The following is a 15438-nucleotide window of genomic DNA, read 5'->3' as shown; positions in this document are numbered from 1 at the left end:
GATTGAGGGGAGTTTGTGAAAGACGGCAGAAATAATATTTTGCCAGATACCCACGAAATTTTAACCCAAAGGAAAAGCGCCATTTTACAAAAGTGGTATCAAAGAATCCTGAACTCTTACCCCGCGGAAACGGCCCGGTTTTTGCGGGAAGAACAGGATCCTTTCGCCAATCCGGTGGGGACGACAATCTATCATGGACTAGAGGGCCTTTACGAGGAAATCCTTGCAAAGATGGACGCCGGCAAGGTCAGGGACTATCTTGATAGTATTATCAGGATCAGGGCGGTCCAGGACTTTTCTCCTTCTCAGGCCGTCGCCTTTATTTTCCAGTTAAAGCATGTCCTCAAGGAGGAACTGGCCGGTGAAATCCAGGAAAAGGGCCTTTCTTTGGAAGGATTAGAAGCCCGTCTTGAAGAGCTGGCACTCCTTGCCTTCGATATATATATGCAGTGCCGGGAGCAGCTCTGGGAAATCAAGGTCGAGGAGATTAAAAACAGAACCACCAGGTTACTGCAGAGGGCTAATCTGAATATAAATCTTCCGTGATTGAGAAGGTGGTAAAATGGCCTCGCTACCGAAACCTGATGAACTACTGGCGATAAATTATAAACCGCCGCGAACGGGGTGGATGGATACCCCGGTAAAATTCAGGCGCGGCACCTACCTTTATGGCGCCAAACCCAAAAATCTGGAAGCCGTCGGCCTCCCCAACCCCCGGGAATGGTCCCCGGAGGACGAGGATTGGAAACTCCCGGAAAACTGGCGGGAAATTATCCTGGAAGGCCTGAGGGAACGGCTGGGGCGGTTCCGTTCCTTACAAATTTTTATGGATGCCTGTGTGCGCTGCGGCGCCTGTGCCGACAAATGCCACTTCTTCATCGGCACCGGGGACCCCAAGAATATGCCGGTCTTGAGGGCCGAACTGCTCCGCTCGGTGTATCGCAAGGATTTTACGACGGCAGGCAAGCTCCTGGGGAAACTCTTCGGAGCCAGGGAACTGACCCTGGACGTCCTGAAGGAATGGTACTACTACTTTTTCCAGTGCACTGAATGCCGCCGTTGTTCAGTTTTTTGCCCTTTCGGCATCGATACGGCGGAAATCACCATGATCGCCAGGGAGCTCCTCAACCTGGTGGGATGTAATATCGACTGGATCGCCGCCCCGGTAGCCAACTGCTACCGGACGGGAAATCACGTCGGCATTGAACCCCACGCTTTTAAAGATATGGTTGAGTTCTGTGTCGACGAAATTGAAAATATCACCGGTATCAGGGTGGAACCGACTTTCAACCGCAAAGGTGCCGAAATCCTCTTCATTGCACCTTCGGGCGACGTTTTCGCCGATCCTGGTACCTATACCCTCATGGGTTACCTGATGCTTTTCCATGAAATCGGCCTTGACTACACCTTCAGCACCTACGCATCTGAGGGTGGCAACTTCGGCATGTTTACTTCCCATGAAATGATGAAAAGGCTCAATGCCAAGATGTATGCCGAGGCAAAACGGCTGGGGGTGAAATGGATCCTGGGCGGCGAATGCGGCCACATGTGGCGGGTCATCAACCAGTACATGGATACCATGAACGGTCCGGCCGATTTCCTGGAGGAACCGGTTTCCCCCATAACCGGAACTAAGTTTGAAAATGCCAGGTCAACCAAGATGGTCCATATCGTGGAATTTACGGCTGACCTTATCAGGCACAACAAAATTAAGCTGGATCCCAGCCGCAATGACCACCTGAAAGTAACCTTTCATGACTCCTGTAACCCGGCCCGGGCCATGGGGCTCTTTGAAGAACCGCGCTATATCCTTAAAAATGTCTGCCGGAATTTCTTTGAGATGCCGGAGAATACCATCCGGGAGCAGACCTTCTGCTGCGGCAGCGGGTCGGGACTCAATTCCGATGAATACATGGAAATGAGGATGCGCGGCGGTTTCCCCCGGGCCAACGCAGTAAAGTATGTGCGGGATAAATACGGCGTCAATATGCTGGCCTGCATCTGTGCCGTTGATCGGGCCGTCTTCCCGGCCCTCATGAACTACTGGGTACCCGGCGTGGCAGTTGCCGGCGTCCACGAGCTGGTCGGCAACGCCCTGGTAATGACAGGGGAAACTGCAAGGGAAACAACCTTGCGCGGGGAACCTTTACCTGTAAAGGGGAAGGAGGAGAACGGCGGTGAATGATTCCCGTTACATTTTTACCGGTCTGATTGTGTTTATAGTTTTGATGACCTTCCCCTTCTGGGCCAATGCAGGCAAAGAGGCCCCGGCACCGGCCCCCAGCCTGGACACAACGGTCATCCAGGAGTTACCGGAGAAGCAGTGTGTGGAAGGGACGGAATACATGCGGGCCAATCACATGAAGTTGCTGGACGACTGGCGCACCCAGGTTGTGCGGGACGGCAAAAGGATTTACGTGGCTGACAACGGCAAGGAGTACGAGATGAGCCTGGAGAAGACCTGCCTGCAATGCCATGCCAATAAGGCCCAGTTTTGCGACCAGTGCCATACTTACCTGGATGTGCAACCCGACTGCTGGACCTGTCATATCGAGCCAAAGGAGAGTAAGTGATGGAAACGAGCAGGAGAAATTTCTTAAAAGCCGGTGGTGCATGTCTCTTGGGGCTCACCATCTGGCCGGCAGTTAAAAGCTTCGCTGGCAACAACACGGATGATATAGCGCCTCCAGAAGCCCCGGCCGGCAAGAAGTGGGGCCTGGTCATCGATATGCAGAAGTGCTGGCCGCAATATCAGGAAGGATGCCGGAAGTGTTTCCTGGCCTGCCAGAGGGCCCACAACATACCTGATATTGCCAATAAAGAAGAGGAAATCAAGTGGATCTGGACGGAGCCCTTTGAAAACGCTTTTCCGGAGCAGGAGCATGAGTACCTTACCGCCAGTATCAAAGGCAAACCCTTTATTGTGCTCTGCAACCACTGTGAAAACCCGCCCTGTGTGAGGGTCTGCCCCACAAAGGCAACCTTTAAACGCCGGGACGGTATCGTTATGATGGATTATCACCGTTGCATAGGCTGCCGCTACTGCATGGCTGCCTGCCCTTACGGCGCCAGGAGCTTTAACTTCAGCGACCCGCGGCCTTTTATTAAAGAAATAAACACGGCATATCCCACCCGGGAGAAGGGTGTCGTGGAAAAATGCAATTTCTGCGTCGAGAGGATTGACACCGGCTTACCGCCGGCGTGCGTCGAAGCATGCCCGGTGGGGGCACTGATCTTTGGAGACCTGGACGACCCCAACTCTGAGGCGAGAAAGATACTGGCCAGCCGTTATACCATTCAGCGTAAACCCGAACTTGCGACCCACCCCAGCGTTTATTACCTCGTCTAGAACGGCTTCCTGGATGGGAATTTCTCAAGATGGCATTGGACGACGGTCCCCGGCCGTCGCTGATATACGGGAGAAAATGAGGCGGAGGAAGGGTAGATATGCTGGTAAAGGCTTTAACTGGGAGCAAAAGATACTGGGGCTGGATAACCCTTTTACTCGTCCTTATCGGGACCGGTTTTACCTGCTACCTCTGGCAGTTGGATAAAGGGCTGACCATTACCGGTATGAGCAGGGATGTTTCCTGGGGGCTGTACATCAGCCAGTTTACCTTCCTGGTGGGGGTGGCGGCCTCGGCAGTCATGGTCGTCCTGCCTTATTACCTGCATAATGTCAAAGCCTTCGGCAGGATTACCATCCTGGGAGAGTTCCTGGCTGTTGCCGCCCTGATCATGTGCCTGCTGTTCGTACTAGTCGATGTCGGTAAGCCCATGCGAATTCTTAATATGATCTTCTATCCCACCCCCAACTCGATGTTTTTCTGGGATATGATCGCGCTGAACGGGTACCTCCTTTTAAACATCATTGCCGGCTGGCATGCCCTGGAGGCAGAATATAAAGCCGTTCCGCCCCCGGCCTGGACAAAGGTATTGGTTTATATCTCCATCCCCTGGGCTGTTAGCATTCATACGGTTACGGCCTTCCTCTACGCCGGCCTGCCGGGCAGGCACTACTGGCTGACGGCCATTATGGCGGCCCGCTTCCTGGCGTCGGCATTTGCTTCCGGTCCGGCCCTGCTGATCCTGCTGTGCTATATCATTAAACGGGTCAGTAAATTTGATCCCGGCAGGGAAGCTATCCAAAAGCTGGCGGCAATAGTCACCTACGCCACCATCGTCAGTACCTTTTTTATCGGGTTGGAATTTTTCACCGCCTTTTACAGCCAGGTACCGGCCCATGGTATATATACCCTCAAGTACCTCTTTGCCGGCCTGGATGGTCATAGCAGGCTCGTTTCCTGGATGTGGGCCTTTGCCATCCTGGTGGTTTTCGCCCTGGTGCTTTTGATTAACCCAGGAACGCGTACCAGGGATAGTTACCTCCAGTTAGCCTGCGCGGCGGTTTTTGTTTCCATGTGGATTGAAAAGGGAATAGGTCTGGTCATTGGCGGCTTTGTCCCCAATCCCTTTGAAAGGGTTACCGAGTACGTGCCCACTCTGCCGGAAATCTTAATTGCTCTGGGCGTCTGGGCAACCGGCTTCCTGGTACTTACCTTTCTGTATAAAATAGCAATTAGCGTCAAAGAAGAGACAGTCTAGCGGAAATGAGGGGTAAAGCAATGGGAATGGCATTTTCCTTTTTTGGTGTCATCGTTCTCATGCTGGTAGTTTATCTCGGTGCGGGATTGGCAGGGTGGCACTACCTGTTTGGGGTTATCATACCCTATGCCGCCATCGCCATATTTTTAGCAGGCATGGCCTACCGGGTCATAAAGTGGGCGCGGGTGCCGGTACCTTTCCGGATACCCACCACTGCCGGGCAACAGAAATCCCTGCCCTGGATTAAGGCGAGCACATTTGACAACCCTTCCAGCACTGCCGGTGTGATAGGCAGAATTGCCCTGGAAGTATTGTTCTTCCGCTCTCTGTTGCGAAATACCAGGATGGAATTACACCGGGGTCCCCGGCTGGCCTATCATTGGGAAAAGTGGCTCTGGTTGGGGGGGCTGCTGTTTCACTGGTCCTTCCTGATTATTTTCCTCCGCCACCTGCGCTTTTTTACCGAGCCGGTGCCGGCCTTTGTTTCCTGGCTGGAAGCCATCGACGGCTTTTTCCGCTTCGGCCTGCAGGGGCTTTATATAACTGATATAGTTATTTTAGTTGCTGTGACTTATCTCTTTCTCAGGCGGGTGGTTATTCCCCAAGTGCGCTATATCTCCCTCCCTGCCGACTACCTCCCCCTCTTTTTGATCCTGGGAATAGCTAGCACAGGCATTCTCATGCGCTATTTTTTCAGGGTAGACATTACGGCAGTTAAGGAATTGACTATCGGGCTGGTGACCTTCAGACCCAGGGTCCCGGAAGGAATTGGCGTTCTTTTCTACATCCACTTATTTCTCGTGTGCATCCTGGGTGCCTATTTCCCCTTCAGCAAGCTGGTACACATGGGTGGAATTTTCCTCAGCCCTACCCGCAACCTGCCCAACGATAGCCGCGCCAGGAGGCATATCAACCCCTGGAATTACCCGGTCAAGGTTCACACCTATGAAGAGTACGAAGAAGAGTTCAGGGAAAAAATGAAAATGGCCGGCCTGCCGGTAGAAAAGGGTTAGAGGGGGTTAACGCGCAATCTCCCCGTTAAAAACCGGGAAGAGCGCGTTTTATTTTTATTCCCCCCCTTGTCATTTAACATGATATGTGCTAATTTTATGTTAAGGTATCCCATATACCATATAGAGCAGAAGGATTTTTATTTTAACAACAGAGGCGGGAGCGCCTCGTGACGGTAAGTTCCCACTAACGGCGCAGGGTGGAAAAAGCCCACCCACACTTCTCACCTCTTACACCAAATTTACGCAAGGAGGGGATATGATGGAAAGCATCCTTGAACCAATCGACCTGCAGAACTACCAGCCTGTGCGCCAGGAAGCCTACAATGCTTTACGGGAAGCCATCCTCACCGGCCGCCTGGAACCAGGCACCCGCCTGGTGGAAAGGAAAATAGCCAAACAGCTGGGCGTCAGCCGCACGCCGGTACGGGAGGCCATCCGTAAGCTGGAGCTGGAAGGCCTGGTCGAGCACCTGCCCCGGCGTGGAGTGGTGGTCGCCCGTATGTCCACCCGGGAAGCTTGGGAAGTCTACAGCATCCGGGCCGTCCTGGAAGGATTGGCCGCCCGACTGGCTGCTGAACATATTAATCCGGTTCAGCTAAAAAGATTAAACGAGCTTGTTAATGCCATGGAAAAGGCCTGTGACGAAGACGATCATGAAAGGTTGCAGGAACTGCACCTGGAGTTTAATAAAATCATCTGTACGGCTGCTCAGAGTCCTCGCCTGCACCAGATGATTGATAACCTGGTAGACTATATAGTAGGCTTTACCAGGGTCGGTTACAGTGTCCCAGGCCGGACGAGGGCTGCAACTAGGGAGCACCGGGAGCTGCTGGAAGCCCTTAAGAAAGGTGACGGCGAAAGGGCGGAAAGAATTGCCCGGCAGCATATAGAAAATTCCCGTCAAGCCTACTTCCTTCAGCTGGCCTTAAGGGATCAAAAAAATACCAGATATTAACGAAAAAGTTTTGATTAACCAGCAGGAATCTCTGACGAAGCGTCGAATAATTATAAACGTAAACACAAGGTATACCAGTAAATTTAATACCCATTCTGTTGGTGGTCTTAAATAACTAACGAAAAAGCATAAATTCGACAAGCTATAAAATTTAGGACCATAAAGGTGCAGTCGATTTTATAAATACTATAAAAAAGGTATACCGTATACCAATTAACATAAACGGCGAGGGGACGCATTTATGGCCGAAGCTGGGGTTAAGCTCCGTGTCTGCGAAGGTATGGTTGAAGACGCTCGAAAAGGTATTGCCAGAGTACTTTCCGACGTGATGGAAGAACTGGGCCTAAAGCCCAATGATGTGGTAGCCATAACCGGCAAGCGGACAACGGTGGCCAGGATAATGCCCGCCTTTCAAGAGGGGTGCCCGCCTGGGAACATCCAAATGGACGGCATTTTAAGACAAAATGCCGGGGTAGGTATTGGTGAAGGCATTATCCTTACAGGACAGGAGTGGCAGCCGGCCCGGACTGTCATCCTGGCACCGGTGCTCCCGGGCTGGACCCTGGCCGGTGAACATGAGATTATTCATTTGAAAAAACATTTAATTGGCCGCGCCGTAATGCCCGGGGACCAGGTAACCATCCCCCAGTTTACCGGTGGCGATGAGGCCTTTACTGTCGAAGGGGTGGCACCCCGGGGTGCGGTAGTTATTACCCGGGATACGGCGGTACGCTTTAAAGGCGGCGAGGACACGGAAGGCCGGGGCCAGCGGGTGACATATGAAGATATTGGTGGCCTGGCTAAAGAAGTCCAGCGGGTCCGGGAAATTATCGAACTACCTCTGAAATACCCGCAATTGTTTCACCGGCTGGGTGTGGAAGCGCCGAAGGGTATTCTCATGTACGGCGCTCCCGGTACGGGCAAAACCCTCATTGCCCGGGCCGTGGCTTCCGAAACTGATGCCCACTTCATTCATGTCAACGGCCCGGAGATAATGCATAAATACTACGGTGAAAGCGAAGCCCGCCTGCGCCAGGTTTTTGACGAGGCCAGGAAAAAGGCGCCGAGCATCATTTTCCTGGATGAGATTGATGCCATCGCGCCCCGCCGGGCCGACGTCCACGGCGATGTCGAAAAGCGCGTGGTCGCCCAGTTGCTAGCTTTAATGGACGGGCTGGAATCCCGCGGCAATGTCATCGTGATCGCAGCCACAAATATACCCGACCTGGTGGACCCAGCCCTGCGGCGCCCGGGCCGTTTTGACCGGGAGATAGCCATTAACGTACCCGACCAGCGGGGCCGGCGGGAGATTTTGCAGATTCACACGCGGGGTATGTCTCTGGCAGGAGATGTCTCCTTAGATCGACTGGCAGCCATAACCCACGGCTTTGTGGGTGCTGACCTGGCCGCCCTCTGCCGGGAAGCGGGTATGTACGCCTTGCGCCGCGGCCTGGCCCGGTTCCAGCTCGGTAAAAATTCCCTGGATAACCTGGAGCTCCAGGTAACTATGCGTGACTTCCTGGATGCCCTGGCAGAGGTAGAACCCTCAGCAACACGGGAGTTCGCCATGGAGATTCCTTCGGCCGGGTGGCGGGATGTAGGTGGCCTTGCCGAGATTAAAGAGCGCCTCCAGGCCATGGTCCAGTGGCCCCTGCTGTATCCCGAGCTTTTCCAGCAATTTGACTTGCCGGCACCAAAAGGCATCTTGCTTTCCGGGCCGCCGGGCACCGGTAAGACACTGGTAGCCAGGGCCCTGGCCCGAGAAAGCGGGATAAACTTTATCCCTGTAAACAGTTCCCTCCTCTTTTCCCACTGGTGGGGGGAGGCAGAAAAAACACTGCATGAGATTTTTCGCAAGGCGCGCCAGGCCTCTCCCTGCCTCCTATTTTTTGATGAAATCGATGCCCTGCTGCCCGCCCGTAAAAGCGGCGAAGGGAGCAACATTGGCAGCCGCCTGGTATCCCAATTTTTAATGGAACTTGACGGCCTGGAGGACCTGCGGGAAGTTATTGTCCTGGGGGCAACTAACCGGATTGACATCCTCGACCCGGCAGTCCTCCGGCCCGGACGCTTTGACCAGATCCTGGAGTTTCCTTATCCGGACCAGGCGGCCCGGCGAGAAATATTTGAGATTTATTTACGCTCCCGGCCGGTGGAGCGGGGCTTAAATTTAGACAACCTGGCCCAGGCAGCTGAAGGGCTGGTGGGCTCAGAAATTGAAGCCGTGTGCAAACGGGCAGCTTTACTGGCTGTAGCCGAAATAGTGAAGGGTGATTCGGTTGGCGAACCGGGGCGGGGTATTATTAAAACTCGCCACCTGGAGCAGGCCCTGGCTGAAATCCAGGAGGAAAAACACCAGGCGCGGACCGGGGTGGATAACCGCAGTGTCCGCCCCGTCTGGAATAATGTTATTCCCGGAGCAGTGACCAGGATGGGGAGGTGAGGCTGGAAGACAAAACAGAAACTTTTAAAGGCAGCGGCCGGACCGACTCCCACTGCAGCTTTTGGAAGGCCCGGCCACCGGCTGCCAGGAAGGCTCCCGGTCATGGGAGACCCCCCTTTTGCTGACATTTAAACGCAAGAAAGGAGGAACGTCAATTGTCCACCCAAGAACTCTTTGCCGAACCCAACCTAAAGCAGATTACCGTTTGGGCCCGCGGAGTGGTCATGAATAAAGACGCCCGCGACGTAGTGGTGGCTTTAACGGAAGCTGCTGCTAAAGAAGGCAAATATGTGCAAGCGTGGGAGAACTATGTCGATCTCCCCGACCGTATCTATGTACCGGTACGGGCTTACGCCCGCATCAGCAGCGATCCCATTGAAAGCAAATACGTTTACGAAAATGAGAATCCCGATATTGTCGTTGTCGTTGAGGAAGCCCTGGTCAAGGGTGTCCCTATCTTGAAGGGTATCAAGCCGGGCGCCACCCTGGTGGTTAATACCAGGCGTAGCATTGATACCATTTTGGAATTCCTGGGCGATACCGGAAACCTGGCCCGGATTGTCACTGTGGATGCCAACAGCATGGCCCAGGCCGTCATGACCCTATCCGGGGCTGAAGGAGCGACTGACGCTACCGGTATTGGCGCTGGTATAGCCGCACCCATTGCCGGAGCTGTTGTCAAGGCAACCGGTATTGTAGATATTGATAACCTGGCAGCAGTAGTCAAAAATCCTGCCGCCATGCGCCGGGGTTATGAGGAAGCCCAGATAAGGGAGCTACCGGCCCATGAAGTGGTAGAAGAAGTAGCCGTAACGGCGAAAGAGCTATTGAAGCAAATGCCCTTTGCCGGTACCGTTCCTTCCCCGCAGGTAGAAAATGAAGGCATGGTTACCGGTAACTGGCGCATTCAGCGACCCGTCCTCAACCAGGAAGCCTGCACCCAGTGCTGGACCTGCTGGATCTCCTGCCCGGATTCCTGCATTGCCATGTCCGACGATGGACCTGCTTTTAACCTCAAATATTGCAAAGGTTGCGGTCTCTGCACCGCCGTCTGTCCGAGCGGTGCCATATCCCGCGTTCCAGAATTAGATTTTAAAAATTAATCCTTTCAGGAGGTGAAAAAAATGGGTAAAATAAGAAATATTTCTGGTTGCGTGGCAGTAGCCCACGGCGTCCGCCTGGCAGATGTTGATGTGATCTGTTCATATCCCATCCGCCCCTATACCGGCATTATGTCGGAACTGGCCCGTATGGTGGCCGACGGTGAACTCGATGCCGAGTTCATTCACGGCGAGGGCGAGCACGCCCAGCTGAGCGTTGTCTACGGGGCCTCAGCTGCCGGAGCGCGGGTCTTCACCGGCAGTTCCGGCGTGGGGGTTACCTATGCTTTCGAAGTCTATTCCCCCATTTCCGGTGAGCGCCTGCCGGTGCAAATGGCCATAGCCGACCGCACCCTGGACCCGCCTGGTGACTTTGGCGAAGAGCATACCGATGCCGAGTGCTGTCGGGACCAGGGCTGGATCCAGGGCTGGGCCTCTACACCCCAGGAAGCCCTGGATAATACCCTTATTTACTACCGGGTAGGGGAAGACCCGCGGGTTTTGCTGCCCCAGTATGCCTGCCTGGATGGCTACTTCGTCAGCCATATCCTGGGACGGGTGGATATTCCCGACGAGGCCCAGGTCAAGGAATTCCTGCCGCCTTATAAAAACCACCATGTCCTGGATCCCAGGAACCCGCAGATTATTGGTGCCCAGATTGAGCCGGCCATGGGACCGCCCCTGCAGTACCAGCGCTACCAGGCCGTTAAAAACGTGCACAAGGTTTTAGAAGAAGCCTGCGATGAATTCGCCCGCATCTTTGGCCGCAAATATGATCCCTATATGGAAGAATACCTGACGAGTGACGCTGAGATCATCATGTTCGGCCAGGGTGCCCACATGGAAACGGCCAAAGCAGTGGCCCGACGCCTGCGCAATCTGGGAGAAAAGGTTGGTGTGGCAAGGCTCAGGACCTTCCGTCCCTTCCCGACAGAACAGATAAAAGAGCGGCTGTCTAAATTCAAGGCCATAGGCGTCCTGGATGTCTCAGCCAACTTCGGCATTTCCTGCAACGGTGGCGTCCTCCTCTCCGAACTACGGGCAGCCCTTTATGATTACGGCGATAAAGTCAAGACTGTCGGTTTTGTAGCCGGCCTGGGCGGCGAGGTAGTCACCCACGACGAATTCTACCGCATGTACCAGAAGTTAAAGGAAATCGCCAGGACCGGCAAAGTTGAGCAGACTGCTTACTGGATCCCCTTTGAATTATAACGTTTACCCGGAAGGAGGGAAAAGTAATAATGCTGGAACGAATTACTTCCCTGAAAAAGGCTCCTGTTGAAGAGTACTATGTCCCTGGACATCGGACCTGTGCCGGTTGCGGCCCGGCCCTAACTTACCGTCTGGTGGCCAAGGCTGCCGGTCCCAATACCATCTTTATTGGTCCTACCGGCTGCATGTACGTAGCCAATACCAGCTACGGTTGCGGCCCCTGGCGGGTACCATGGATCCATGCCCAGATTACTAATGGCGGTGCCGTGGCCTCCGGTATTGAAGCTGCCTTTAAAGCCATGATCCGTAAGAAAAAGACGGACGCCGAATTCCCCAACATTATCGTTATGGCCGGCGACGGCGGCGCTGTAGACATTGGCCTCCAGGCTCTGTCGGCCATGCTCTACCGCGGCCATGACGTCCTCTTTATCTGCTATGATAATGAATCCTACGCAAACACCGGTATTCAAACATCCCCGTCCACGCCCTACGGTGCCCATACAACCTTTACCCCACCCGGGCCGGTAGTACCGGAAGGGAAAAAGCTCTTTCCCAAAGACAACCCCAAGGTCATTGCCCACGGCCACCCGGAATTGAAGTATGTGGCTACGGCCTCAATTGGCTGGCCGGTGGATTTAATGAACAAGGTGCGTAAGGGCCTGAACCAGGAGGGTCCGGCCTATATCCACATCCATGCCCCCTGCCCCAAGGGCTGGCAGTTCCCGGCCGACAAGACCATCGAAATGGCCAAACTGGCAGTACAAACTGGCATGTTCCAGCTCTATGAATACGAGAACGGCGAATACAAGCTGTCGGTAAAGATCGATAAGCGGAAACCAGTTAGCGAATATATGAAGCTGCAGGGCCGCTTTACCCACCTGCAACCTGAGCATATCGCCAAAATGCAGGCCTTTGTCGACGCCAGGTGCGCCGAAGTGGGCATAACGGTACCGGCGGTGGCGACATCAGCTTAATACTCAACTATAAGTTGAGTAACGTTTTGCTCCAGGTAACCTGGAATGGTTACCTGGAGCAAACCCTATTTGTTTTACCGGGAATACAAGGTGAAATTTACAATGACTTTTCTATGCCAGCAACTGAAATTTATAACAACGTTTGCAGTATCAGCTATTTTTTTCAAAATAACATAAGTCAAAAAATAGATATTCCACATCCAAACGCGGCTCTATAAGTCGGTTAATTAGACAAATAAAGTGAATTTTAGACAAATTTATTATATAAAGGAGGATTAGTTGAGTATGCATGGTCTACCGCAAATGAGCGTTTGGTTGTGGTTTTTGTGTTTAGTACCTATTCTGGCCGTATTAATTTTAATGATGGTTTTTAGATGGAGCGGTGGGCGTTCGGGAATAGTAGGTTGGGTTTTAACTTTAATTGTAGCCTATACTTGGTTCGGCGGCCACCTTCATATTTTATCTGCAGGCACTTTAAAAGGCTTATGGGCTACCGTATGGGTGCTGTACATTATCTGGGGCGCCATGACAGTTTACAATGTTGTCGATTTAGTGGGTGGCTTTAAAGTTATTTCTGATACTTTTACCCGCTTAACTGGAGGCAATAAGATTTTACAATTGCTTGTTTTGGGCTGGGCTTTCCCAGGGTTTGTGCAAGGGGTATGTGGTTATGGGGCACCGGTGGCCGTTGCGGCGCCATTACTGGTGGGCCTGGGATTTGATCCCATATTTGCTGCAGCTACGGCGCTCATTGGCCACTCCTGGGCAGTGACTTTCGGTTCCCTTGGTTCCTCCTTTTCAATTTTAGAAAGATTAACCACTCTCGATCCAGGTCGATTAGCCCTGTTTGCCGCCTTTTTCCTGGGTATAGCCTGTATTTTATGCGGTTATAGTATTGCTCATATGTACGGTGGCTGGAAATGTATACGTGAAGGTACCCCTGCTATTTTGCTAATTGGGGTGACCATGGGTGCCGTATTGAACCTGGTAGCCAATTTTGTTGCTCCTTATGTAGCTTCCTTTGTAGCTGGAGCGGCGGGTCTAATAGTTGGCGGCCTGGTTGTTCCCAAACTGCCCATGTACCGCCCGAAAGTTGCTGATTATACTACCGTCGAGATAGCTGCTGCTACTACTGAACCTTACAGTTTTAACGTAGCCTTTTTCGCTTATTACGCATTAATAATAATAGTATTTACTGTATATTTAATCCGACCATTGAAGGCGTATCTAGCAGGTTTGATAAATATAGGATTTCCTTTTCCGGAAACAACTACTTTGCTTGGCTTTACCAATAAAGCAGTCAAGAAATACCAGTCTATTGCTGTGTTTACTGCTCCCGGCACATTGATTTTTACAGCAGCCTTTTTATCCTATTTGTTCTATAAAGCGCGTGGCCTGTGGCCGGAAAAAGGAGGCCAAATGCTGCTTAACCGAATTATAAAGCAGGCCATGGGCGCTACCATGACGGTTACGACCATGACCATGATGGGCGTAGTCATGATGGAAGTTGGCATTACCCGTTATTTAGCCGAGGGTCTAGCCAACACGGGGAAACTTTATCCTATCTTTTCTCCCTGGATTGGTGTTCTAGGTGCTTTCATGACCGGCAGCAACACTAATTCCAATGTACTTTTTACCGGCCTCCAGTGGGACGTGGCTAAACTGCTGATGATAAGTCCCTTTGTAATTTTAGGCCTGCAGACTTCTGGCGGTGCAATTGGAAATATGTTTTGTCCTATGAATGTGGCTTTGGGTACCGGCGTAACCGGCCAGGGCGGGCGTGAAGGCGAGTGCCTGCGCCGTACGGCCCTGTACAATGCTATTCTTACTTTTGTAGTAGGAATCCTGGGCTGGTTAATCCTCTATGTATTTTTCCCGGGAATCGAATAGGAGGTCGATAGCACATGGTAGCGGCTGAAAAACAATCTTTACGGAAAAGGTACAAGTTTGAAGGCATGCTGGGTGCTTTTATCTTGATGTGGCTGGACTTCCCGCTGTTATATCAAGGTGTTGTATCCCATAATTCCGCAACATTGGGAGCAGGTTTTCTTATTATGCTGGTGGCTGGTGGTATAGCGTATTATTTTAGTTAAATTAAAATAGGCTGGCGGGGTGGGTGGTAGGCGAGGTGCTACCGGCCTGCCCCGTAGTTAATTTAATATCTTGTTAAAGAGGTGCTTCCTGATGCAGGTTCTGGTAACCGGTGGTGCGGGCGATGTCGGCCGCTACCTGGTCCAGGATTTATGTTATCACGGCCACCAGGTGCGGATCCTGGATCGGGCCTTGAGTTTTCTTGACAGCCCCGGGAGCAGCCAGGTCAATCTATTCGGAGGTGATCTAGGAGATAAGGAACTGGTGGCCAGGGCCGTAGACGGCGCGGAGGCGGTAATCCACCTGGCCTGGAGCTTCAGCGACGACCCCCTGGACATTTTCGACGGCGACTTGGTCGGGCATATAAATTTACTAGAAGCATCTGCCAGAGCTGGCCTCAATCGTTTTATCTATACCAGCACGGCGACAGTTTATGGCCGGGCTACCACCCGGCCTGTTTACGAGGATCACCCGTGCCTTATTGATGAAGCCCGCAAGCCCCTTTATGCTTTGGGTAAGTTTGCGGCTGAGGAACTGTGCCGCCACTATTACCGTGAACAGGGTTTACCGGTAACTATTTTTCGTTTCTGGTGGGCCTTCGGTGATGAAATCGGCGGCCGGCATTTACGTAATCTGATACGGACGGTTCTCCGTGATGAGCCTATCCAGGTGCCGGCTGCTGCCGGAGGAGCGTTTGTCAGCATGGCCGACTTAGCCCAGGCCTGCCGGCTGGCCTTAAGTAGGCCTGAGGCCGTCGGGCAGACCTATAACCTGGGGAGCCTTTATTTGACATGGGAAGATATTGCCAGCCAGATTATCGAACTAACCGGATCCGTTTCAAAATTACAGGTAATTCTTCCGAGCGAATGGTCGGGGCCCACCTTTTTAAACGAGGTGTGGGATCTCAGCTGGGAGAAAGCGGCCCGGGAACTGGACTATCAACCCGCTTTTACCGGTAATCATGGCCGGGAGGCCTTTTTTAAAGCCCTGGTAAAATGTATTAATAAAGTTCGGGCAACGGAGAAAAAACGTTAATAAAAAGGAA

Annotated in this window: 15 protein-coding genes; all 15 read left to right on the top strand. The window is 52.6% G+C overall.

Annotation, left to right across the window (positions count from 1 at the left end):
• Positions 1-15: 15 nt before the first annotated feature.
• The 15 genes from E308F_RS11515 to E308F_RS11450 all read left to right on the top strand — a co-directional run bounded on the left by E308F_RS11515 (position 16) and on the right by E308F_RS11450 (position 15428).
• Positions 16-546, top strand: a complete 531-nt coding sequence (locus E308F_RS11515) for an RsbRD N-terminal domain-containing protein (protein ID WP_216364523.1) — start codon at positions 16-18, stop codon at positions 544-546.
• 16 nt (positions 547-562) lie between these two features.
• Complete coding sequence (gene dsrK / locus E308F_RS11510) at positions 563-2185, top strand: sulfate reduction electron transfer complex DsrMKJOP subunit DsrK (protein ID WP_141265032.1); 1623 nt, start codon at positions 563-565, stop codon at positions 2183-2185.
• Positions 2178-2573 carry a sulfate reduction electron transfer complex DsrMKJOP subunit DsrJ gene (gene dsrJ, locus E308F_RS11505; protein WP_172613579.1) on the top strand — a complete coding sequence of 132 codons (396 nt, stop codon included), beginning with the start codon at positions 2178-2180 and terminating at the stop codon, positions 2571-2573. The genes dsrK and dsrJ overlap by 8 nt, the downstream gene beginning before the upstream one ends.
• A complete protein-coding gene (gene dsrO / locus E308F_RS16740; protein WP_141265031.1) occupies positions 2573-3349 on the top strand; it encodes a sulfate reduction electron transfer complex DsrMKJOP subunit DsrO in 777 nt (258 codons plus the stop codon). The genes dsrJ and dsrO overlap by 1 nt, the downstream gene beginning before the upstream one ends.
• Before the next feature lie 98 nt (positions 3350-3447).
• The gene (dsrP, locus tag E308F_RS11495) at positions 3448-4605 is read left to right on the top strand and encodes a sulfate reduction electron transfer complex DsrMKJOP subunit DsrP (RefSeq protein WP_141265030.1); all 1158 of its coding nucleotides are present in this window, start codon (positions 3448-3450) and stop codon (positions 4603-4605) included.
• Between the two features lie 20 nt (positions 4606-4625).
• The gene (dsrM, locus tag E308F_RS11490; protein ID WP_141265029.1) at positions 4626-5618 is read left to right on the top strand and encodes a sulfate reduction electron transfer complex DsrMKJOP subunit DsrM; all 993 of its coding nucleotides are present in this window, start codon (positions 4626-4628) and stop codon (positions 5616-5618) included.
• Between the two features lie 259 nt (positions 5619-5877).
• A complete protein-coding gene (locus E308F_RS11485) occupies positions 5878-6573 on the top strand; it encodes a GntR family transcriptional regulator (protein ID WP_141265028.1) in 696 nt (231 codons plus the stop codon).
• 241 nt (positions 6574-6814) lie between these two features.
• On the top strand, positions 6815-9016 hold the full coding sequence (locus E308F_RS11480; protein ID WP_141265027.1) for a CDC48 family AAA ATPase: 2202 nt from the start codon (positions 6815-6817) through the stop codon (positions 9014-9016).
• Positions 9017-9171: 155 nt separating this feature from the next.
• Positions 9172-10119, top strand: a complete 948-nt coding sequence (locus tag E308F_RS11475; protein ID WP_141265026.1) for an oxalate oxidoreductase subunit delta — start codon at positions 9172-9174, stop codon at positions 10117-10119.
• Positions 10120-10140: 21 nt separating this feature from the next.
• On the top strand, positions 10141-11328 hold the full coding sequence (locus tag E308F_RS11470) for an oxalate oxidoreductase subunit alpha (RefSeq protein WP_141265025.1): 1188 nt from the start codon (positions 10141-10143) through the stop codon (positions 11326-11328).
• A 29-nt stretch (positions 11329-11357) separates the two neighbouring features.
• Positions 11358-12302 (top strand): oxalate oxidoreductase subunit beta, encoded by a 945-nt coding sequence (locus E308F_RS11465; RefSeq protein ID WP_141265024.1) that lies wholly within the window; start codon positions 11358-11360, stop codon positions 12300-12302.
• A gap of 14 nt (positions 12303-12316) precedes the next feature.
• On the top strand, positions 12317-12520 hold the full coding sequence (locus tag E308F_RS16225) for a hypothetical protein (protein ID WP_216364522.1): 204 nt from the start codon (positions 12317-12319) through the stop codon (positions 12518-12520).
• Between the two features lie 67 nt (positions 12521-12587).
• Complete coding sequence (locus E308F_RS11460) at positions 12588-14192, top strand: L-lactate permease (RefSeq protein WP_141304990.1); 1605 nt, start codon at positions 12588-12590, stop codon at positions 14190-14192.
• Between the two features lie 14 nt (positions 14193-14206).
• The gene (locus E308F_RS11455) at positions 14207-14395 is read left to right on the top strand and encodes a hypothetical protein (protein WP_141265022.1); all 189 of its coding nucleotides are present in this window, start codon (positions 14207-14209) and stop codon (positions 14393-14395) included.
• Between the two features lie 91 nt (positions 14396-14486).
• Complete coding sequence (locus tag E308F_RS11450; protein WP_141265021.1) at positions 14487-15428, top strand: NAD-dependent epimerase/dehydratase family protein; 942 nt, start codon at positions 14487-14489, stop codon at positions 15426-15428.
• Positions 15429-15438: the final 10 nt, after the last annotated feature.

Source organism: Moorella sp. E308F (genome assembly GCF_006538365.1).
Lineage (GTDB): Bacteria > Bacillota > DSM-521 > Neomoorellales > Neomoorellaceae > Neomoorella.
Note: the sequence above shows the minus strand (reverse complement) of the source record. Positions and strands in the feature narration are given on the sequence as shown.

Excerpts from the sequence above, each read along its gene's own strand:
- dsrK (WP_141265032.1), top strand. The coding sequence starts at position 563 with ATGGCCTCGCTACCGAAACCTGATGAACTACTGGCGATAAATTATAAA.
- dsrO (WP_141265031.1), top strand. The coding sequence starts at position 2,573 with ATGGAAACGAGCAGGAGAAATTTCTTAAAAGCCGGTGGTGCATGTCTC.
- dsrP (WP_141265030.1), top strand. The coding sequence starts at position 3,448 with ATGCTGGTAAAGGCTTTAACTGGGAGCAAAAGATACTGGGGCTGGATA.
- dsrM (WP_141265029.1), top strand. The coding sequence starts at position 4,626 with ATGGGAATGGCATTTTCCTTTTTTGGTGTCATCGTTCTCATGCTGGTA.
- E308F_RS11485 (WP_141265028.1), top strand. The coding sequence starts at position 5,878 with ATGGAAAGCATCCTTGAACCAATCGACCTGCAGAACTACCAGCCTGTG.
- E308F_RS11480 (WP_141265027.1), top strand. The coding sequence starts at position 6,815 with ATGGCCGAAGCTGGGGTTAAGCTCCGTGTCTGCGAAGGTATGGTTGAA.
- E308F_RS11470 (WP_141265025.1), top strand. The coding sequence starts at position 10,141 with ATGGGTAAAATAAGAAATATTTCTGGTTGCGTGGCAGTAGCCCACGGC.
- E308F_RS11465 (WP_141265024.1), top strand. The coding sequence starts at position 11,358 with ATGCTGGAACGAATTACTTCCCTGAAAAAGGCTCCTGTTGAAGAGTAC.
- E308F_RS11460 (WP_141304990.1), top strand. The coding sequence starts at position 12,588 with ATGCATGGTCTACCGCAAATGAGCGTTTGGTTGTGGTTTTTGTGTTTA.
- E308F_RS11455 (WP_141265022.1), top strand. The coding sequence starts at position 14,207 with ATGGTAGCGGCTGAAAAACAATCTTTACGGAAAAGGTACAAGTTTGAA.
- E308F_RS11450 (WP_141265021.1), top strand. The coding sequence starts at position 14,487 with ATGCAGGTTCTGGTAACCGGTGGTGCGGGCGATGTCGGCCGCTACCTG.